The sequence below is a fragment of the uncultured Streptococcus sp. genome (assembly GCF_963521865.1).
Taxonomy (GTDB): domain Bacteria; phylum Bacillota; class Bacilli; order Lactobacillales; family Streptococcaceae; genus Streptococcus.
Map to the genome: position 1 here is coordinate 1 of NZ_CAUQWY010000014.1, position 19,378 is coordinate 19,378.

20 protein-coding genes are annotated in these 19,378 nt (G+C 41.9%); 5 read left to right on the forward strand and 15 right to left on the reverse strand.

The window, feature by feature from the left end:
• Positions 1-109: 109 nt before the first annotated feature.
• Both cmk and RWO85_RS05180 read right to left on the reverse strand, forming a co-directional pair.
• Complete coding sequence (gene cmk, locus RWO85_RS05175; protein ID WP_314414460.1) at positions 110-781, reverse strand: (d)CMP kinase; 672 nt, start codon at positions 779-781, stop codon at positions 110-112.
• Positions 782-789: 8 nt separating this feature from the next.
• Positions 790-1,260, reverse strand: coding sequence for an SAG1386/EF1546 family surface-associated protein (locus RWO85_RS05180; protein ID WP_314414462.1), 471 nt, complete (start codon positions 1,258-1,260; stop codon positions 790-792).
• A gap of 45 nt (positions 1,261-1,305) precedes the next feature.
• Here RWO85_RS05180 and RWO85_RS05185 point away from each other — a divergent pair, with 45 nt between their 5' ends.
• The gene (locus tag RWO85_RS05185) at positions 1,306-1,509 is read left to right on the forward strand and encodes a ferredoxin (RefSeq protein ID WP_194252059.1); all 204 of its coding nucleotides are present in this window, start codon (positions 1,306-1,308) and stop codon (positions 1,507-1,509) included.
• A 63-nt stretch (positions 1,510-1,572) separates the two neighbouring features.
• Here RWO85_RS05185 and RWO85_RS05190 read toward each other — a convergent pair whose 3' ends face one another.
• The 6 genes from RWO85_RS05190 to RWO85_RS05215 all read right to left on the reverse strand — a co-directional run bounded on the left by RWO85_RS05190 (position 1,573) and on the right by RWO85_RS05215 (position 8,680).
• Complete coding sequence (locus tag RWO85_RS05190) at positions 1,573-2,538, reverse strand: glycosyltransferase family 2 protein (protein ID WP_314414464.1); 966 nt, start codon at positions 2,536-2,538, stop codon at positions 1,573-1,575.
• Between the two features lies 1 nt (position 2,539).
• Positions 2,540-3,559 carry a UDP-glucose 4-epimerase GalE gene (gene galE, locus RWO85_RS05195; RefSeq protein ID WP_024057477.1) on the reverse strand — a complete coding sequence of 340 codons (1,020 nt, stop codon included), beginning with the start codon at positions 3,557-3,559 and terminating at the stop codon, positions 2,540-2,542.
• A 101-nt stretch (positions 3,560-3,660) separates the two neighbouring features.
• Positions 3,661-4,764 carry an FAD-dependent oxidoreductase gene (locus RWO85_RS05200; RefSeq protein WP_314414466.1) on the reverse strand — a complete coding sequence of 368 codons (1,104 nt, stop codon included), beginning with the start codon at positions 4,762-4,764 and terminating at the stop codon, positions 3,661-3,663.
• Between the two features lie 16 nt (positions 4,765-4,780).
• Positions 4,781-5,578 carry a Nif3-like dinuclear metal center hexameric protein gene (locus RWO85_RS05205; protein WP_314414469.1) on the reverse strand — a complete coding sequence of 266 codons (798 nt, stop codon included), beginning with the start codon at positions 5,576-5,578 and terminating at the stop codon, positions 4,781-4,783.
• Complete coding sequence (locus tag RWO85_RS05210) at positions 5,565-6,242, reverse strand: tRNA (adenine(22)-N(1))-methyltransferase TrmK (protein WP_314414471.1); 678 nt, start codon at positions 6,240-6,242, stop codon at positions 5,565-5,567. The genes RWO85_RS05205 and RWO85_RS05210 overlap by 14 nt, the downstream gene beginning before the upstream one ends.
• A 101-nt stretch (positions 6,243-6,343) precedes the next feature.
• Complete coding sequence (locus RWO85_RS05215) at positions 6,344-8,680, reverse strand: cation-translocating P-type ATPase (RefSeq protein ID WP_314414473.1); 2,337 nt, start codon at positions 8,678-8,680, stop codon at positions 6,344-6,346.
• A 132-nt stretch (positions 8,681-8,812) separates the two neighbouring features.
• Between RWO85_RS05215 and RWO85_RS05220 the strand changes: the two genes are divergently transcribed.
• On the forward strand, positions 8,813-9,562 hold the full coding sequence (locus RWO85_RS05220; RefSeq protein ID WP_247932140.1) for a 1-acyl-sn-glycerol-3-phosphate acyltransferase: 750 nt from the start codon (positions 8,813-8,815) through the stop codon (positions 9,560-9,562).
• A 43-nt stretch (positions 9,563-9,605) separates the two neighbouring features.
• Here the strand turns inward: RWO85_RS05220 and RWO85_RS05225 are convergent, their stop codons facing one another.
• The 6 genes from RWO85_RS05225 to rpsO all read right to left on the reverse strand — a co-directional run bounded on the left by RWO85_RS05225 (position 9,606) and on the right by rpsO (position 14,789).
• Entirely contained in the window at positions 9,606-10,298 is a 693-nt protein-coding gene (locus RWO85_RS05225) for an alpha/beta hydrolase-fold protein (protein WP_314414475.1), read from the reverse strand.
• Positions 10,279-11,289: an ABC transporter substrate-binding protein gene (locus RWO85_RS05230; RefSeq protein ID WP_314414476.1), complete on the reverse strand. Its 1,011-nt coding sequence runs from the start codon at positions 11,287-11,289 to the stop codon at positions 10,279-10,281. Before RWO85_RS05230 ends, RWO85_RS05225 begins: the two co-directional genes overlap by 20 nt.
• A 19-nt stretch (positions 11,290-11,308) precedes the next feature.
• On the reverse strand, positions 11,309-12,064 hold the full coding sequence (locus RWO85_RS05235; RefSeq protein WP_314414478.1) for an ABC transporter ATP-binding protein: 756 nt from the start codon (positions 12,062-12,064) through the stop codon (positions 11,309-11,311).
• Between the two features lies 1 nt (position 12,065).
• Positions 12,066-13,112, reverse strand: coding sequence for an iron ABC transporter permease (locus RWO85_RS05240; protein WP_033683304.1), 1,047 nt, complete (start codon positions 13,110-13,112; stop codon positions 12,066-12,068).
• 235 nt (positions 13,113-13,347) lie between these two features.
• Positions 13,348-13,968 carry a CadD family cadmium resistance transporter gene (locus RWO85_RS05245; protein WP_314414480.1) on the reverse strand — a complete coding sequence of 207 codons (621 nt, stop codon included), beginning with the start codon at positions 13,966-13,968 and terminating at the stop codon, positions 13,348-13,350.
• A 551-nt stretch (positions 13,969-14,519) separates the two neighbouring features.
• Positions 14,520-14,789, reverse strand: a complete 270-nt coding sequence (gene rpsO / locus RWO85_RS05250; protein ID WP_001018251.1) for a 30S ribosomal protein S15 — start codon at positions 14,787-14,789, stop codon at positions 14,520-14,522.
• A 204-nt stretch (positions 14,790-14,993) separates the two neighbouring features.
• Between rpsO and RWO85_RS05255 the strand changes: the two genes are divergently transcribed.
• The 3 genes from RWO85_RS05255 to thrS all read left to right on the forward strand — a co-directional run bounded on the left by RWO85_RS05255 (position 14,994) and on the right by thrS (position 17,945).
• A complete protein-coding gene (locus tag RWO85_RS05255; protein ID WP_314414482.1) occupies positions 14,994-15,368 on the forward strand; it encodes a hypothetical protein in 375 nt (124 codons plus the stop codon).
• Between the two features lie 256 nt (positions 15,369-15,624).
• The gene (locus RWO85_RS05260; RefSeq protein WP_314414484.1) at positions 15,625-15,948 is read left to right on the forward strand and encodes a MazG-like protein; all 324 of its coding nucleotides are present in this window, start codon (positions 15,625-15,627) and stop codon (positions 15,946-15,948) included.
• A 53-nt stretch (positions 15,949-16,001) separates the two neighbouring features.
• Complete coding sequence (gene thrS, locus RWO85_RS05265) at positions 16,002-17,945, forward strand: threonine--tRNA ligase (protein WP_314414485.1); 1,944 nt, start codon at positions 16,002-16,004, stop codon at positions 17,943-17,945.
• Between the two features lie 243 nt (positions 17,946-18,188).
• On the opposite strand, the gene RWO85_RS05270 is transcribed toward thrS, so the two are convergent.
• On the reverse strand, positions 18,189-19,238 hold the full coding sequence (locus RWO85_RS05270; protein ID WP_314414487.1) for a DUF389 domain-containing protein: 1,050 nt from the start codon (positions 19,236-19,238) through the stop codon (positions 18,189-18,191).
• Positions 19,239-19,378: the final 140 nt, after the last annotated feature.

A 19,378-nucleotide genomic window follows, 5' to 3' on the forward strand; every position in this document is an offset into this window, starting at 1 on the left:
CGCTATTCTTTGAAAATCAAAATTTCTCGAACAGCAACTATTATACCTTAAAATCCGCATTTTGACAAATTTAGAAAAAACCGATATCAATCTATCGGCTTTTCTACATTTACATTCTTTTTTCAGCTTCTGCTTTAATTTTTTCAACTACTTCTTGAATGTTCAAACCTGTTGTATCAAGGTAGACAGCATCCTCTGCTTGTTTGAGAGGCGAAGTCTCACGATGACTATCCTTGTAGTCACGCGCAGCAATTTCCTCTTTTAAGGTTTCAAGGTCTGTCTCAATTCCCTTGGCAATATTTTCCTTGTAACGACGCTCTGCTCTCTCATCAACAGAAGCTACTAGGAAAATTTTCAATTCTGCTTGTGGCAATACGACAGTCCCAATATCACGACCATCCATGACAATCCCACCTTGCTGGGCGATCTCCTGCTGAAGAGAAACTAGTTTCTCACGCACTTGAGGAATTGCCGCAATGGCAGAAACATGATTGGTCACTTCATTTTCACGGATAGGATGGGTAATATCCACATCTCCTACAAAGACAAGCTGTTCTCCAGTTTCTGAGCGTCCAAAACTGATTGGATGCTGGTCCAACAAGGCTAGAAGTGCTTCAACTTCTTCTACTCCTAACTGGTTCTTGAGAGCCATATAGGTCGCCGCACGATACATAGCACCTGTATCTAGGTAGGTGTATCCAAAATCCTTGGCAATGATCTTTGCGACCGTACTCTTACCACTTGAAGCAGGGCCGTCAATAGCAATTTGAATTGTTTTCATATCAACTCCTATTTGATTTTAACAACATCACCTGGATTAGCAAACCAAGACCCTGTAGCCATATGACTAGGATTTAAGGCTTCTAACTGAGCAATCGAAATCCCAGCGCGAGCTGCAATGGCTGCTTCTCCTTCTCCAGCTAAGACTTTTGTCGTCCCTTCTGGATCTGTAGCTTCCTCCGAGTGTTCAGAAGAAGATTCTGAACTCTGTTCAGGCTGGGAACTACTAGATGATGAAATCTGTACTACATTTGCATCAGAATCGTGAAAATCTTTTAAGGCTGCCGTGCGATTGCTCCCACCCGATGAAAGATAGATAAGAACAATGATCATCACGACTACAATCACAAAGAAAATACTTGCTAAGATAGTTAAGATACGGTTAGCAACGACTCCTCCACCTTGTTCTCTCTTACGACGTTGTGTTCTTGTTTCCTCTTGATTCTCATAAATATCTTCTTGCCACGGTTCTTTTGCCATACCTTACTCCTTGTTTTTTTTTACTTTTCTTATTACAATATAAATATGAAAATCACACTTATACCTGAACGCTGCATTGCCTGTGGGCTTTGCCAAACTTATTCTGATTTATTTGATTACCACGATAATGGAATCGTGCGTTTTTACGATGACCCTGACCAACTAGAAAAAGAAATTTCTCCTAGCCAGGACGTCGTAGAAGCTGTTAGAAACTGTCCGACACGTGCCTTGATTAAAGATCAACACTAATCTCTCATAGTAAATTGACAAGAACGTTTCACTCTTTCTAGTTTAGCATATTTCCATACAAAATTATAGTCTTTTCACTTTATTTTTTTCTGTAAAATCAGGGAGGTCACTTTTTTCTTTGATAAGATAAAGTGGTCTTTTTTTAGTCTCTAGATAAATCTTACTGATGTACTTGCCAAGAATCCCAATGGTCAGGAGTTGAATGCCCCCAAGAAAGAGAATAACTGCCATCAAAGAGGTCCAACCTGATGTCGGATTGCCCAAAATGAGGGTCCGAACCACAACAAAAAAGGTCATAAGCAAAGAAATAAAACAAGATAGGAGACCAGCCACAAAGGCTATAATCAAGGGAAAATCTGAAAAATTAACAATCCCTTCAATGGAGTAGAAAAAGAGTTGCCTAAAACTCCAACTGGTCTTGCCAGCCTGCCTTTCGACATTTGGATAGTCCAGATAGTAGGTTTTAAAACCGACCCAGGCAAAAAGTCCTTTAGAAAAACGATTGGACTCGGTCAGGCTTAAAATAGCATCGACTACAGATCTTCTCATCATGCGAAAATCACGGACACCTGACGGCAAGGCTACTGGACTAATTTTTTGCATAAGGCGGTAAAAGAGATCAGCACAGAAACTGCGAAAGAAGGGTTCTCCCTCCCGACTAGTTCTCCGTGTTCCAACACAGTCCAGATCTGCATTCTGGTCTAGTAAGGCTTTCATCTCAAGCAACATACTGGGAGGATCTTGGAGGTCCGCATCCATCACCACCACTAGATCTCCTGTCGCATATTGCAAACCTGCATAGAGGGCTGCTTCTTTGCCAAAATTTCGAGAGAAAGAAATATAATGAACTGCCGAATTTTGCTCCCGATAGGACTTTAAAAGTTCCAAGGTCCCATCGCTCGATCCATCATCGACAAAGACATACTCGATTTCTGTTTCCAAATCTGGAAGTAAAGCTTCCAAAGACTGATAAAAAAGAGGAAGTACTTCCTCTTCGTTTAAACAGGGGACAATGATTGACATTACCATCTTAGTCTTCAAATCCATTTGGATGCTTGCTTTGCCAACGCCATGCGTCTTCACACATTTGGGTGATGCCGAGTTCTGCTTCCCAGCCGAGTTCTGCTTTGGCTTTTGCAGGATCTGAATAGCAGGCTGCAATATCACCTGGGCGACGGTCTACGATGCGGTAAGGAATTGGGCGTCCCACTGCTTTTTCCATATTTTGGATAATTTCAAGGACTGAGTAGCCTTTACCTGTTCCAAGGTTATAAACGTTTAGGCCTGAACCTTTTTGGATTTTTTTCAGAGCTGCGACATGACCTTTAGCCAAATCGACAACGTGGATATAGTCACGAACACCAGTTCCATCTTCCGTATCGTAATCGTCTCCAAATACTTGCACTTGCTCTAGTTTACCAACGGCTACTTGAGTCACATATGGCAAGAGATTGTTCGGAATACCGTTTGGATTTTCTCCCAAATCTCCACTCTCATGAGCTCCGATTGGGTTAAAGTAACGAAGCAAGACAACATTCCATTCTGAGTCTGCTTTGTAAATATCGGTCAAAATTTCCTCAAGCATAAGCTTAGTGCGGCCATATGGGTTGGTCACTGAAAGTGGGAAATCTTCCAAGATTGGCACGGTATGAGGATCTCCGTAAACTGTCGCAGAAGAACTGAAGATGATGTTCTTACAGTTGTTTTCTTCCATGACCTTCAAAAGACTAACAGTTCCAGCGATATTGTTGTCATAGTAGGCAAGAGGAATACGGGTAGATTCACCGACAGCCTTCAAGCCAGCAAAGTGAATGACACCTGTTGGTTCTTCTTGTTTGAAAATGTCTCTGAGGGTATCTGTATCACGAATATCTGCCTCATAGAAAGGCACTTCAACCCCTGTAATTCTTTCAACAACTTCTAAACTTTTACGGTTGCTATTGACAAGGTTATCCACCACAACAACCTGATGACCTGCTTGGATTAACTCAATAACTGTGTGCGTTCCGATAAAACCTGCTCCACCCGTTACCAAAATCTTTTCTTGCATCTTCTTTCCTCGATTCTCGGATTATTTTTCTTATTTTACCATTTTTGATAGGGAATGTCATTTGCCATCCTAGTGAGTGGGCTAAAATTTCAGTAAAATTCCTATTCGCTTTTTACTCGTTTGACATAGTTTTCAATTGGATAGTTTAGAGGGTCCAAGGTCAACTCCTTGCCTTGGATCAGTTGAGCTAGATGGTAACCAATGATAGGACCAGTTGTGAGGCCTGATGAACCTAGTCCACTGGCTACATAGACACCTGCCAATTCTGGCACCTGCCCAAAGAAAGGTGAGAAATCACTAGTGTAGGCACGGATTCCCACACGCTCACCAGCTCTGGTAGCTTCTACTAAACTAGGATAGCAAGGCAAGGCTGCCTCCTCCATTTGTTGGAGTAAGGTTTCATCTACCGTCAAATCAAATCCCATGTCATTTTCATGAGTAGCGCCTAGGGATAATTTCCCACCTGCAAAAGGAATCAAATCCCACTCCCCTTCTGGCATAACAACAGGGTAAGCTTCCATGTCTTGGCCAAGCTGATAATCTCGTAGTTGTCCTTTTTGGGGACGAACATCTACTTCATAACCCAAGGGTTCTAACAAGTCCCCCAACCAAGCTCCAGTCGCCAAAACAACCTGCTCAAACTCCTCTTCGCCAATCTGGTAACCTGATGCTAAAGGTGTCAGAGTTACTTTTTCTTTGACCAGCTTGACGTGACTGGCTTCCAGCAAACGAGTCACTAAGAGTTGGCCATCTACTCTCGCTCCACCAGAAGCATAGAGCAAGCGGTCAAATCCCTGTAAGCCAGGGAATAATTCATTAGCTGATGCTGGGTCCAGAATGGCTAATTGCCCTATCAAAGGAGATTCTTCTCTACGCTGGAGGGCTAATTGATAGAGTTCTTCCAACTTAGTTTCATCCTTTTTCAGGAGAAAGACTCCCGAACGCTGGTAAAAGTCGATTTCTTGCCCTGACTTCTCTAAATCAGCTAATAAATCCACATAAAAATCAGCCCCCAAGCGTGCCATCTTGTACCAGGCCTTATTGCGGCGTTTGGAAAACCAAGGACTGATAATTCCTGCTGCGGCCTTGGTAGCCTGACCTTGTCCATGGTCAAAAACGGTCACTTCTAGATCACTTTCTTTCGAAAGGTAGTAGGCTACTGTGGCACCTACAATTCCTGCTCCGATAATGGCAACTTTTTTCATTGTTTTCACTTTCTAACTAGATATGGTGGAAAGGATTGGTTGGCGCTTGACTAGGTACAATATCAATATCCCAGTCTTTTTCCTCTTTCCATTGACTAAGGAGTGCTGCGATTTTTTCCACAAAAAGCACCTCAATATAGTGACCTGGGTCCAATGCCAACAAGCCATCAGACAGTATATCCTGGGCAGTGTGGTAGTAAATATCACCAGTGATATAGACATCCGCTCCTTTAGCTAAAGCATCCTTATAGAAAGACTGCCCGCTACCACCACAGATGGCCACTCTTGAAATAGACTTCTGCAAATCACTCTCTTGATAATGCACCATTCGAAGACTATCTAGACCAAAGACTTGCTTGACATGTTGGGCTAATTCCCCAAATGTCTGAGGCCGAATATTTCCAATACGTCCAATCCCACGTTCAGGGCCTGTTTCCTGCAGATAAGTCGTTTCCTCGATACCTAGCATCTGACAGAACCAATCATTGAGGCCATTTTCAACGATGTCAATATTGGTATGGCTGACATAAACTGCGATATCATGCTTTATCAGATCAATGTAAATCTGATTTTGTGGACGGCTAGCTACCAAATCCTTGATCGGACAAAAAATCGGCGCATGCTTGACAATAATCAAATCCACACCCTTTTCAATGGCTTCAGCCACAGTTTCTTCACGAATATCGAGAGCCACCATAACACTTTGGATATTCTTGTCCAAAGTGCCAATTTGCAGGCCACGACTGTCTCCCTCCATGGAAAATTCCTGAGGGCAAAAGGCTTCATACGCATTAATCACTTCACTTGCTAGCATGGAGAACCTCCTTGATGGCTTGAATTTTATCTACTAGAACTTGACGTTCCTCCAGATTTTTTTCTGGGATTTGTCCGAGGGCAAACTCTAGCTTAACAGCTTCTTTTTGCCATTTTTGGACAAAGACTGGACTGACTTCTTTGGACAAAAAAGGACCAAAGCGAACATCACTGGCAGATAACTTCATTTGTCCTGCTTCCACCACCAAAATCTCGTAAAACTTGCCAGCTTCTTCTAAGATGCTTTCAGCTACAATCTGAAAACCGTGGTCTTGCAACCAAATGCGCAAGTCGTCTTCACGATTATTGGGCTGAAGGATCAATCGTTCTACATTAGCTAACTTGTCCAAGCCTTCTTCTAAAATCCTAGCAATCAAACGACCACCCATACCAGCAATGGTAATGACAGACACTTGGTCTGCCTCTTCAAAGGCTGCCAAGCCATTTGCTAAACGGACTTGGATTTTTTCCTTTAGGCCGTGAGCCTCAACATTTTTGACAGCAGATTGGTAGGGACCTTCCACCACCTCACCTGCAATGGCGCTTTTGATTTGGCCTCTTTCCACCAACTCGATAGGCAGATAAGCATGGTCACTTCCCACATCTAGTAAAATGGCACCCTGTGGCACAAAGGAAGCCACCAATTCTAATCTCTTTGAAATCATCTTCTCTCACTTTCCAAAACTCTATTACCTCTTATTATACCACATTTCAGCTGGCAATCTTGTACCTAAAAAGACCGCAATCCACAGATTGCAGCCTTTCTTTATTTTCTGGCTTGATAGCGACTAGTCAGGATGAAAATAACGGTAAAGACCAACATCATGACACCATAAACAGGTAATGTTTGTCCTGTTAAGGTCGAAATTTCAAGCAGTTTTTGAATTCTTGGGAAGAGAGCTGTGGCTAGGAAGCCTCCTACTGACCAAACAATCAAGAGGACACGCCATAGGGTAAATGGCATGCAGGCTCTAAATACAGATAAGAAACCAATTGACCCCAAGAGATAATAGAGTAGAGTTGAGATTTCTAACTCAGACCAACCTTGGCTACTTCCAAATATTTTCACAAACAGAACGCTGAAGACGACCATGAGAGCGCTTGGTAGGGCACGAAGCATGGATCTTCTGAGGAAGTTTGGCTCAACAGGTTTGATATTTCGTTCAAAAGTCAGAACGAATGGTGGGAAACCTTCCACGAATTGGTCTATCATGGTAATCTGGATTGGAATAAAGGGGAAAATCAAGATCCATTCAGACCGTCCCAGAAGAGCACTGGCAATACAGATGACTGCGAGCAAGAAAGAATAGATGGTCTTTATCAAGAAAATCGGTGCGATATGGGCAATGTTATTGACCACACGACGACCTTCAAAGAGAATCTCAGGAACATCATTAAAGTCTGAGTTCAAAAGAACCAGATTAGCAATCTGACGAGTCGCAGGATCTCCCTCCGCCATCACGATAGAACAATCCGCCTCACGAAGGGCCAAGATATCATTAACCCCGTCCCCTGTCATAGCTGTTGTATGCCCCGCTTTTTTCAGCGTTTGGATGATGAGTTTCTTTTGATGAGGGGAAACACGTCCGAAAATAGCTGTCTCCTCAGCCATAGCAACCAATTCCTCATCCGTGATTTTTGAGCAATCGACATAGCTGTGATAGTCCGCAAAACCAGCCTTCTGGGCAATGCTGGACACCGTAACTGGATTGTCACCAGAGATAATCTTGAGGCCCACTTCCTGAGAACGGAGATAGTCCAGCGTCTCTGCTGCTCCCTCTCGAATCGGGTCCAAGATTTCCAGCAAGGCTAGAGCCTGAATATCAGATGGTTTCTGTGGTTTGTGATGGTCTAATTTCTCCTGACTGAGAGCTAATACCAAGACACGTGAACCTCTCTCCAAGGCCTCTCTGGCTTCTGGGACCTCAGAATCCAGCAACATCTCAGGTGCCCCTAAGAAAACTGTTCCCAAACCTTCTAACTCCATAGCACCCCACTTGCGGTCGCTTGAGAAAGGAAGATTAGAGAGCATAGGATAGGCTACTTCTCCCACAAAACGCTGGCGAATGGCTTGAGCTGTTGGATTTTTATCCTCACTATGAGCCATATAGCTGGTCAAGATGCTAGCAAGCGCTGACTCTCCATACTCTTCGGTCAAAGGAAGAACTGCCTCCACCTGCATCTTTCCTTGGGTAATGGTGCCCGTCTTGTCCAAACAGAGCATATCCACACGCGCCAAGGTCTCAACAGAGTACATCTCCTGCACTAAGACCTTTTTCAAACCCAACTTAATCACCGCAGTCAAGAGCGAAGTAATGGTCAAAAGGGCAATTCCCTTAGGTAACATCCCCAAAAGGGCCGTCGACGAATTTACAACGGATGACTTAAGGGGCAAGCCTTTCAACATCAAGGCTTCCAGCAAGAGAGCCAGACCAAAAGGAATGATAATCTTTCCAGTAAAACCTGCTAACTTGTCCAGCGATTTCATGATACGAGAGTTGATTGGTTTAACGGTCTTGGCCTCCAGCATGAGTTTGGCAGCATAGTTGTCTGCACCGACATGGTGAACTTGAGCTAAAACTGACCCACTAGCCAAGAAACTTCCAGACAAAAGCAAGGCATCCACTTCCTTTTGCACCAAATCACTTTCCCCCGTTAACATGGCTTCATTGACTTCCGCAAAGCCTTCCAAAACCAAGGCATCACTAGGAATCTGCTCTCCTGCAGACAAACGAATGACATCTCCTAACACCAATTCTTCAGGATTGAGAGCCACTTCTTGGCCATCACGAATAGTCTTAACCTTTTCCTTGGTCATAAGATTGAGCTTGTCCACCATGTGTTTGGCTCGTAGCTCGGTCACAATTCCAGAAAAAGCGTTAAAGCAGATAACAGCAAAAAAGACCAAATTGCTCCAAGCCTGCACAAAGGCAAGGGCCAAAGCAATGGCAAAGTTCAAAGCGTTAAAAAGGGTAAAGACATTTCGTTTAACGATTTGCCAAGTGCTGGTACTGGCCGAAGCAGTAAAATCATTGACCAAGCCCTTAGCCTGTCTTTCCGTAACTTCTCTTTGGGTTAATCCCATAATCTTATTTTTATCCATAAATTCTATCATATCATTTTTTCTAAAAGAATTCTAATCTCATCCCAAATATGGACCTGGTCAAGGGAAAAGTTTGCCAGCCCTCCTTTGATAAGGTATAATAATAACAAGAAAATAATCGAAGGAGATCGCATGTTTTATACTTATTTACGTGGATTGGTTGTCTTGCTCCTATGGTCCATCAATGGCAATGCCCACTATCATAATACTGATAAAATTCCTAATCAAGATGAAAATTATATTTTAGTTGCGCCTCACCGTACCTGGTGGGATCCTGTTTACATGGCCTTTGCGACCAAGCCAAAACAGTTCATCTTTATGGCCAAAAAAGAACTCTTTACCAACCGTATCTTTGGTTGGTGGATTCGTATGTGTGGTGCTTTTCCTATCGACCGTGAAAATCCTAGCGCCTCAGCCATCAAATACCCTATCAATGTTCTCAAAAAAAGTGACCGCTCTCTCATCATGTTTCCAAGTGGGAGCCGTCACTCAAACGATGTCAAGGGTGGCGTAGCCTTGATTGCCAAAATGGCAAAGGTCCGTATCATGCCGGTTACCTACACAGGTCCCATGACTTTGAAGGGCTTAGTTAGCCGTGAACGTGTCGATATGAACTTTGGAAATCCAATCGATATCTCAGATATCAAGAAAATGAATGATGAAGGCATTGAAACAGTCGCCAATCGTATCCAAACAGAATTCCAACGTTTGGACCAAGAAACGAAACAATGGCACAATGATAAAAAACCAAACCCACTCTGGTGGTTTATCCGCATTCCTGCCCTCATCCTTGCCATTATCCTCGCTATCCTAACCATCATCTTTAGCTTTATCGCAAGCTTCATCTGGAATCCAGATAAAAAGAGAGAAAAACTTGGTTAAATAAATACAACAATCCCTTGGCAAAAGCCAAGGGATAAATCTTTTATTCGATTTTCCATTTTTGGGCCAACCAGCTAGAAAAAGCTAGAAATCGCTCATCCACTTGTTCATGGTGCCCATAAGGATCAAAGACAAACTGACCGTTCGGATAGCGTTCCTGAAGACTGGTATGAATCTGCTCAGCATAGAATGGTGCTTGAGCCAAACGATTAGTGTGATAGGCTCCTTCTGTTTGACCATTCTGTAAATATAGCAAACAGTCTAGATTCTTCACTGTCTCTTCCTTGCAGTAAGCCACAAAATCAGGATACCAAAAGGAACCGCAGATGGAGAAGACACAGGAAACCTTGTCAGAACTGAAAAGACTGTAAACTGCCGCCAAGCCACCTAGTGAGTAGCCTCCATAAGCAAGACGTGCTTCATCCAGGCGATAAAGTGACTGCAACTTGTCTAAAAGACCTCCAAATAAATGATCATGATAGACGTTGGCCTGACCTCCAAAATCTGGAGCTCCATCTCTCAGAGCAGCTGCCTTCCAAGGAGTGTAGTCATCTAGGCGATTTTTAGAGGTCAATCCCACTAAAATCACAGATTCGGAAAAGGACGATAGGAAATCCAAGTTTCCATCATTCAATAAAATTGCCGGATAGATTTGATTGGGGTCGTAGTTAGAAGGAAGGCTGATTTTGACTTGAATTTCTTCCCAATCAAACTCATTATTTATTGATAAAGTCATTAATTTTCTCAAGGGAATCAATCACTGCTGGACCATAGTCCATCAATTCATCGTAAGAGATGGTCATGATTTTTTGATTCTTAATAGCAGGAACGCTTTCCAAAACAGCATTTGCCTTCATCAACTCTACTGCCTTTTCATCCAATTTTTTATTGCGATCGCTGGTTACATAGATAATCAATTCAGGATCCATTGACACGAGATTTTCCAAGGTCAAGCCTGATGTCCCCGTAGCAACGTTTGTATAACCAAGTTGGTTCAGCAAACTTTCTTGCAAGGCAGACTTGTAGGCACCGAAGGTTTCATCATTATAAGCAACCATAATCAAAGCCTTTTTCTTTTCACCTTGGCTTGCTGGATTTGCTTTCTTAACAGCGTCAATTTTAGTTTGTAATTGAGCTGCGTATTCATTAGCCTTATCCTGAACATTAAAAATCATTCCAAGATTTTTAACATCTTCTACGATATTCCCCAAATCTTGCTGAATCGTTGAGAGAGAAGCTTTTTGCGTATAAACTGGGATTTTGTTTTCATTCCAAGTGCTAACTGTCCCCAAGGATTTTTCAGAAAACATCATGTTTCGACCCATCACAGCTTCTGGCTCATAAGAAAGGACTGTCTCTTGTGAGACTGTTTTTTTATCCCCAATTTGAGGAATAGTCGCAATCGCGTCCTTGTATTTGTCCGTCACAGCATTGTCTGGATTGAGCATACCAACAATTTTATCCTTCAGCCCTAACTCCAATAAGATTTCAGTGGTTGACAGATTGTTGGTAATAACTTTTTCAGGTGCCTTGTCAAAAACTTGTTCGACTTCATTCCCTTTAGCATCATAGGTTTTGATAGTTAGCGGATAAGTCGTCTCTGCTTTAGCCTTTTGACTTGTCTCTGTGCTAGATTGTGTGGTAGCTTTTTCTGTAGTAGTGTTACCACAAGCTGCCAAAGTTAAGGTAGCTACTGTTACCAGTAAAATGCTTAGTGTTTTTTTCATCTTATTTTCCTTTTCATTTTTATAAATAGTGAATCATGACTTGCTGATCCTCGGTCCAAGTCACCTGACTTTGAACTCCATATACAGTTTGCAATGACTCAGGGGTGATGGTCTCCTTTGGAGTCCCTTGGTAAAGGATTTCTCCCTCTTTCATTAGATAGAGATAATCCGAATAGCGACAAGCAAGTTGAATATCATGCAGGACAGCTAGAACATTGACCTTGAGCTCCTTCACAATGTCCAACAAGTCTAACTGATACTTGATATCCAGGTGATTGGTTGGTTCGTCTAGGAGTAAGAGAGTCGGTTCTTGCGCTAAGGCGCGGGCTAGTAAGACTCGCTGTTTCTCTCCCCCTGACAGAGACGAATAGAGACGAGTTTTCTTCTCAAGCATATCCACCTTAACGAGGGCATCTTGAACGAGGACATAATCCTTTTCCTTTTCCTTCTGTAAAAAAGAGAGGTGGGGAGTTCTTCCCAGCAAGACGATTTCCTCAACTGTACAATCAAACTGCAATTGATTAAACTGGGTGACGACCGCCATTTGCTTGGCTGTTTCTTTGAGTGACCAATGTTCCAGAGGCTTTCCATCTAGGCTTATCAAGCCTTTGCCTGCCTTTTCCTGACGATAGAGGAGTTTAAGCAGGCTGGTTTTTCCACTTCCATTTGGTCCTAGTATCGTGTGAAATTGATTCCCTTCAACCTTAAGAGAGACTCCTTTGAGGATTTTTTTCTCTCCTAGTCCAAAATGGATGTCCTGACAAATCAAGTCCATATCAGACCCTCACCTCCCTTCGCCTACCTCCAACAATGTAGATAAAGAAGGGAGCACCTACTAAGGCTGTGAAAATACCAATAGGAAGCTCTGCGTTTGGAATGATGATACGAGAGAGTACGTCTGCCCAGATGACAAAGAGGGCACCTAGCAAGGTTGCAACAGGAAAAAGCCTCTTGTAATTCGTTCCTACTAACCCTCGAGCTAAATGTGGAGTAATCAGACCGACAAATCCAATAATCCCACAGGTTGCCACTAAGACTGCTGTCAGCACAGCCACCATTGTCACATAAAGATACCAATAAAAGCGTAAGGGAATCCCCAAAGTTAAAGCAGCCTCATCTCCCATCATCATCGCATTGAAAACACGATACTGAGTAGAGAAAAATAGAAAGGTCATTCCTACTACTATAGTTGGCAGGATCAAGTCTGCCCAGGTAGTCCCAGCAAGCGAGCCCATTGTCCAAAACTTAATGGTCATCACACTATCCGCATTAGCTCCGACTGAGATAATAAAGTTGGAAAAAGCCAGAAAGAGAGCGTTGACCACCGTTCCTGATAAAATCAGACTAGAAGTCGTCATTCTTCCCTGCATAAAGGCAATGATGAGAACAACAATTGTTGCCAAAATAGCTCCAAGAAAAGCTCCAAGGCTAATCATCACTTTTAAACCAAGAATGATGCTCAAGGTTGCCCCTAGAGTTGCACCCGCAGATATTCCTAAGACATAAGGCTCTGCGATGGGATTGTTCACTGTAGACTGCATCACGCTACCACACATAGAAAGACCAGCCCCCACTATCAAACCTAACAATACTCGGGGGAATCTCATGTTCCATACAATGGCAAGAGTAGACTTGGAAACCTCTCCTATCTCAAGAGAAAATCCCAACCTGCTCAAAATAATCCGATAGGTATCTCCTAAATCAATCGCAACAGATCCCATTGAAACTGCTAGAAAGAGAGAAATCCCTAAAATACCTAGCAAAACAACTAAAAGTAACACAAATTGTTGGTCTTGTCGGCTTCCAGAAAATTTGGAAAGCATGCAAACCTCCTTTGATAGAATCTTAAAAATTTAGAAAATTCTCATGAAAAGTATACCATATTTTTAACTATGGAACAAGATGAGAAAAAATGAATATAGTTGGTTTTATAGTGCTAGGAACCGTAAGTAAAGATAATACTTGAGTATATCGAGGTAAGGTGACAACGTAAAAAGCCCTCTGAAAATCAGAGAGCTGATTTGAGCTCGGGCTAAAATCCTAGTGAAACAAAAAAATCTACACGGTCAGAAAAGTCTCTATCGTGCCATTTTCATACATGATGTATAGTCCAAGTAGAATGAATACTAAGGGCACAATGATTCGCTCGTATTTTTCAATTGTCTCGAATATTAACGGAATAGAGGATAACACCCGACTAATCTCGCATAAGATAATTATGCCGATTACAAACACAAGCAAGACCACGAGGGTCTGTGACCAATCTAACGAAGCAAAATAAGGTATATAGATACCTAAATTATCTCCGCCAGACGCAATTGTCAGCAATGTAACTGTCCAAAACAGTTGATTTGCCTTGCTTTGTTCTAATCTTTCAATAATTTCTTCCTCTTCTTCCTCTTCTTCCTCACCTTCTCCAATAATTGCAAAGCGAATCCCTAAATAGATAGGGATTAAACCAAGCAATCCAACCATCCATTCTTCAGGCACGAAATTAACGACATAAGCAGCAACTAAACTCGCCCCTACAAGTAAGCCTGTGCCTAGATATTGCCCCGCATAAATATGCCATTTTTGTTTGTTCTGTGATAGCTGTGCAAATAAAATAAATAAAATAATTAAATAATCGATACTGGTGGAAATATAAACACCAATAGCAGATATGATTGTCTGTACCATAAAAAACTCCTGTATTAGTCAGTAATAAATCAGCAGATTTTAGGGAAGCACAGACACATTAATTTAGCTATCGCTAGTGGGTAATGTCGAACGTAGGAAAGCATTTTACTCCTCCTCAAAATGTAGTTACAAAGTAATTTCTAACTGGAATTCGGTGACTACTTCCATGTAAAGTATAACATACTATACTTTACTTCGTAAAGTGTGGGCTCTCCGAGGGGGCTTTCAGACAGCTACTCAGCTTGAAAAGCCGAGTAGCTGCGCACCTTTATGGTGTAATTAGCTGATACCATTTGAGGTTTTTGTAGTCTCCAAAATTGTGATCGATAAAACCTCAATAAAAAAGCCCTCTGAAGTCAGAGAGCTGATTTGAGCCCGGGCTAAAATCCATACAAAAAAGCTACCCAATGGAGTAGCTTCTTTATCAAGATATGCTCAATTGAACACGGCCTAAGCACTTGGCAAAAAAGATAAAATCTCCTAGAAACTGAAGTTTCTTCGTCAATTTTCCTATTTTTGCTTTGTGCTTTTGACGGCCTTTGTATCTTGAATTAGCGACGAAGTCCTAGAGAGTTGATTAACTCACGGTAACGGTTAACGTCGTTTTTACGCAAGTATGCAAGCAAGTTACGACGGCGACCGATTTTTTTCATCAATCCACGGTAAGTAGCGTGGTCTTTTTTGTGTTGTTTGATGTGCTCGTTAAGGTGGTTGATTTCCCAAGTAAGGACAGCAACTTGAACCTCTACTGAACCTGTATCACCTTCGTGACGTGCATATTGTGCAATGATTTCATTTTTTTTCTCTTTTGAGATTGCCATGATGTTTCTCCTTTTTATTTGGCTTCATCCGAGTGACAGGTTGGCATGCCTGTAACCAAGAAGAAGTTATTTGTCTTTACGACAATCCCTATTCTACCAATAACTAACTTCTTTGTCAACAGATTTACTTTCTTGTTTTAAATATGCTATAATAATCATAGCAAGAAATCCAAGTTGTCTGTTTTTTAAAACGAGGTGATTATCATGCGTAGATTCTATTCCCATCTCCCCTACTATCTGGTCATATTTTTCTTTTATTGGCCACTTTATCAGTTGTTATCACTAATTATTTCTGACCCCCTTTTGCTCAAGAGTCTCTACGTAAATAATATTCTCTTCTTTACACCTCTAGTAATCTTGATTGTATCACTACTCTATAGCTACCGTTTCCGTTTCTCACTTTGGTGGTTAATTGGTAACGGACTGCTCTTTTGCTTTACTATCATAACCTTTGGGGAATTTATCTGGTTTTACTTTTTAGCCTATGAAACCTTTGCTCTGGTGGGCATGGCTTCCGGTATTGGCATCAAGCATATTCTACAAAAAATGCAAAACAAAAAACTTTCACAAAGTCCTTGAAAAATCTCACAATCATGCTATAATAATCCATAGAGACAAGTCACTTAGTCCCTTTCTACTAGAGAGTGCGTGGTTGCTGGAAACGCATAGGAAGCCTAAATTGATACTACTCTACTGACTTTTATGAAAACATAAAACGGTGGCCACGTTAGAGCCAATCGGAGGTGTCCCTCTCTTTTGAGGTACATAAATGAAGGTGGAACCACGTTGCGACGTCCTTTCGAGGATGTCGCAATTTTTTATGAGGAGGCTAACTATGGAGTTGCAAGAATTAGTGGAGCGCAGTTGGGCAATCCGACAAGCTTATCACAAACTGGAAGTTAAGCATCATGATTCCAAGTGGACGGTAGAAGAAGACCTCTTGGCTTTATCTAATGATATTGGAAATTTCCAACGACTGGTGATGACAAAGCAAGGACGCTACTACGATGAAACACCTTACACACTGGAACAAAAACTTTCAGAAAATATCTGGTGGCTAGTAGAACTTTCTCAACGTCTGGATATAGACATTCTGACGGAAATGGAAAACTTCCTCTCTGATAAAGAAAAGCAATTGAACATTAAGACTAGGAAGTAGTCTGCAAAAAAGTCAATGCTTAGAAACTGTGAAATAATAAAAAGGAGAACATCATGATTAACATTACTTTCCCAGATGGCGCTGTTCGTGAATTCGAATCCGGCGTGACAACTTTTGAAATTGCCCAATCTATCAGCAATTCCCTAGCTAAAAAAGCCTTGGCTGGTAAATTCAACGGCAAACTCATCGACACTACTCGTGCTATCACTGAAGATGGAAACATCGAAATCGTGACACCTGATCACGAAGATGCCCTTCCAATCTTGCGTCACTCAGCTGCTCACTTGTTCGCCCAAGCAGCTCGTCGTCTGTTCCCAGACATTCACTTGGGAGTTGGTCCAGCCATCGAAGACGGCTTCTACTACGATACTGATAATACTGCTGGTCAAATCTCTAACGAAGACCTTCCTCGTATCGAAGAAGAAATGCAAAAAATTGTCAAAGAAAACTTCCCATCAATTCGTGAAGAAGTGACTAAAGACGAGGCTCGTGAAATCTTCAAAAACGACCCTTACAAGTTGGAATTGATTGAAGAACACTCAGAAGACGAAGGTGGTTTGACTATCTATCGTCAAGGTGAGTATGTAGACCTTTGCCGTGGCCCTCACGTCCCATCAACAGGCCGTATCCAAATCTTCCACCTTCTCCATGTAGCAGGTGCTTACTGGCGTGGAAACAGCGACAACGCTATGATGCAACGTATCTACGGTACAGCTTGGTTTGACAAGAAAGACTTGAAAAACTACCTTCAAATGCGTGAGGAAGCTAAGGAACGTGACCACCGTAAACTTGGTAAAGAGCTTGACCTCTTCATGATTTCTCAAGAGGTTGGTCAAGGGCTTCCATTCTGGTTACCAAATGGTGCGACTATCCGTCGTGAATTGGAACGCTACATTGTCGACAAGGAATTGGCTTCTGGCTACCAACACGTTTATACTCCACCACTTGCTTCTGTTGAGCTTTACAAGACTTCTGGTCACTGGGATCATTACCAAGAAGATATGTTCCCAACTATGGACATGGGTGATGGGGAAGAATTTGTCCTTCGTCCAATGAACTGTCCACACCACATCCAAGTCTTCAAACACCATGTTCACTCATACCGTGAATTGCCAATCCGTATCGCTGAAATCGGTATGATGCACCGTTACGAAAAATCTGGTGCCCTCACTGGTCTGCAACGTGTGCGTGAAATGTCACTCAACGACGGTCACCTCTTTGTCACTCCAGAACAAATCCAAGAAGAATTCCAACGTGCCCTTCAGTTGATTATCGATGTTTATGAAGACTTCAACTTGACTGAATACCGCTTCCGTCTCTCTCTTCGTGACCCTCAAGATACTCACAAGTACTTTGACAACGATGAGATGTGGGAAAATGCCCAAACTATGCTTCGTGCAGCCCTTGATGAAATGGGTGTTGACTACTTTGAAGCTGAGGGTGAAGCAGCCTTCTACGGACCAAAATTGGATATTCAAGTTAAGACAGCCCTTGGAAAAGAAGAAACCCTTTCAACTATCCAACTTGACTTCTTGCTTCCAGAACGCTTCGACCTTAAATACATCGGAGCTGATGGTGAAGAGCACCGTCCAGTTATGATCCACCGTGGAGTTATCTCAACTATGGAACGCTTCACAGCTATCTTGATTGAGAACTACAAGGGTGCCTTCCCAACATGGCTAGCACCACACCAAGTAACCCTCATCCCAGTATCTAACGAAAAACACGTGGACTACGCTTGGGAAGTGGCGAAGAAACTCCGTGATCGCGGTGTCCGTGCAGACGTAGATGAGCGCAATGAAAAAATGCAATTCAAGATCCGTGCGTCACAAACTAGCAAGATTCCTTACCAATTAATCGTTGGAGACAAGGAAATGGAAGACGGAACAGTCAACGTTCGTCGTTACGGACAAAAAGAAACACAAACTGTCTCAGTTGATGATTTTGTTCAAGCTATCCTAGCTGATATCGCCAACAAATCACGCGTTGAGAAATAAGAGATAAAATCCTAGCTAGCTAAAAAGCAACAACTAAAACAGCTGTTGCTTTTTATATTTTTACTCAATGAAAATCAAAAAGCAAACTAGGAAGCTAGCCGCAAGCTGTACTTGAGTACGGTAAGGCGACGCTGACGTGGTTTGAATTTGATTTTCGAAGAGTATTATTTAATCCGAGCTAGTAGTGATTGACCAAACCACCACACAAGATTTGCTTTCATGGGTTTGATAAGGTCAATATCCTCATTCCTTGTCTGCTTCATTTTCTTTTACGAGATCTTTTTGTGAATCCTTTTCAGAGAGTTTTTGATCGATATACTTGTTAATGGTTTCATAAAATTCCTTGGTCGTATCACTATCTAGTTTTGTCGAATTATGAACTTGATTGACTTTCAATTGAACAGATTGAATGCCGTAAGAGGCTTGTTTTTGGTGGAGCGTTTCTAATTCTTCTTCTGAAATCGGATCTCCAACAACCGTCAAGACCAATTCATTGTTCCTTGACTTGTAGACTTGATTAATAACCGTGTGATTGACGAACTCTTTTCCTACAAACTGTTTAATTCCTTCTTTTCGCGCTTGATCTATCGTCAGAGTAACTGCTGAATAGCTGGCTGGAAGAATCAATAATACAATCAAGGATATCAACCCAATTCTCATTTTAATATTTAGCTCTTTAAATGAACTTAAGGGAGATTTTCTCATCAAAATTCTTGTTCCAACAATATTTGTTAGCATGATAAAGACACAGTTAATCAAGAAAAGATAGAGAGCTCCAAATAAAAATCGTACATTTCCATTAGCTAAACCGTAACCTGCAGTACAGATAGGTGGCATCAGAGCTGTTGCAATGGCTACTCCTGGCACGATATTGTTTGCTTCTTTTTTCCTTGAACCGATCACACCAGCAATCCCACCAGCAATAGCAATGAGAACATCCCAAATGGTTGGAGAGGTTCGTGCAATCAATTCGCTACTTGCATAAGATAAGGGAGAAATCCAGAAATACAGAGCCGAGACAAGCAAGCTGACCAATACTTGGGTAAATAAAACCTCTAGAGATTGCTTGATTAAACGCGTATCAAAAATAGCTAACCCAAATCCTAGTCCAACAATCGGTGTCATAAGAGGGGAAATCAGCATGGCTCCAATAATGACAGCTGTTGAATTCATATTTAGGCCGATAGAGGCAATAAAAATCGCACACATCAAAATCACTGTATCTCTTAATCGAACATGAAGATCATCATATAATTTCTCACGGTATTCACGTGTTGAATAGTTTCCGATCATTGGTTACTCCTTTTATGTCATATAATCTTGTTTCTGCATGGATGATGGTAGAAAGACTTCTGTCCAATCTTACATATTTTTCTTCTCACCTGTTATTCTTTTGAAAATTATCCTTTAAATATCCGTCAGTCCATCCTTAA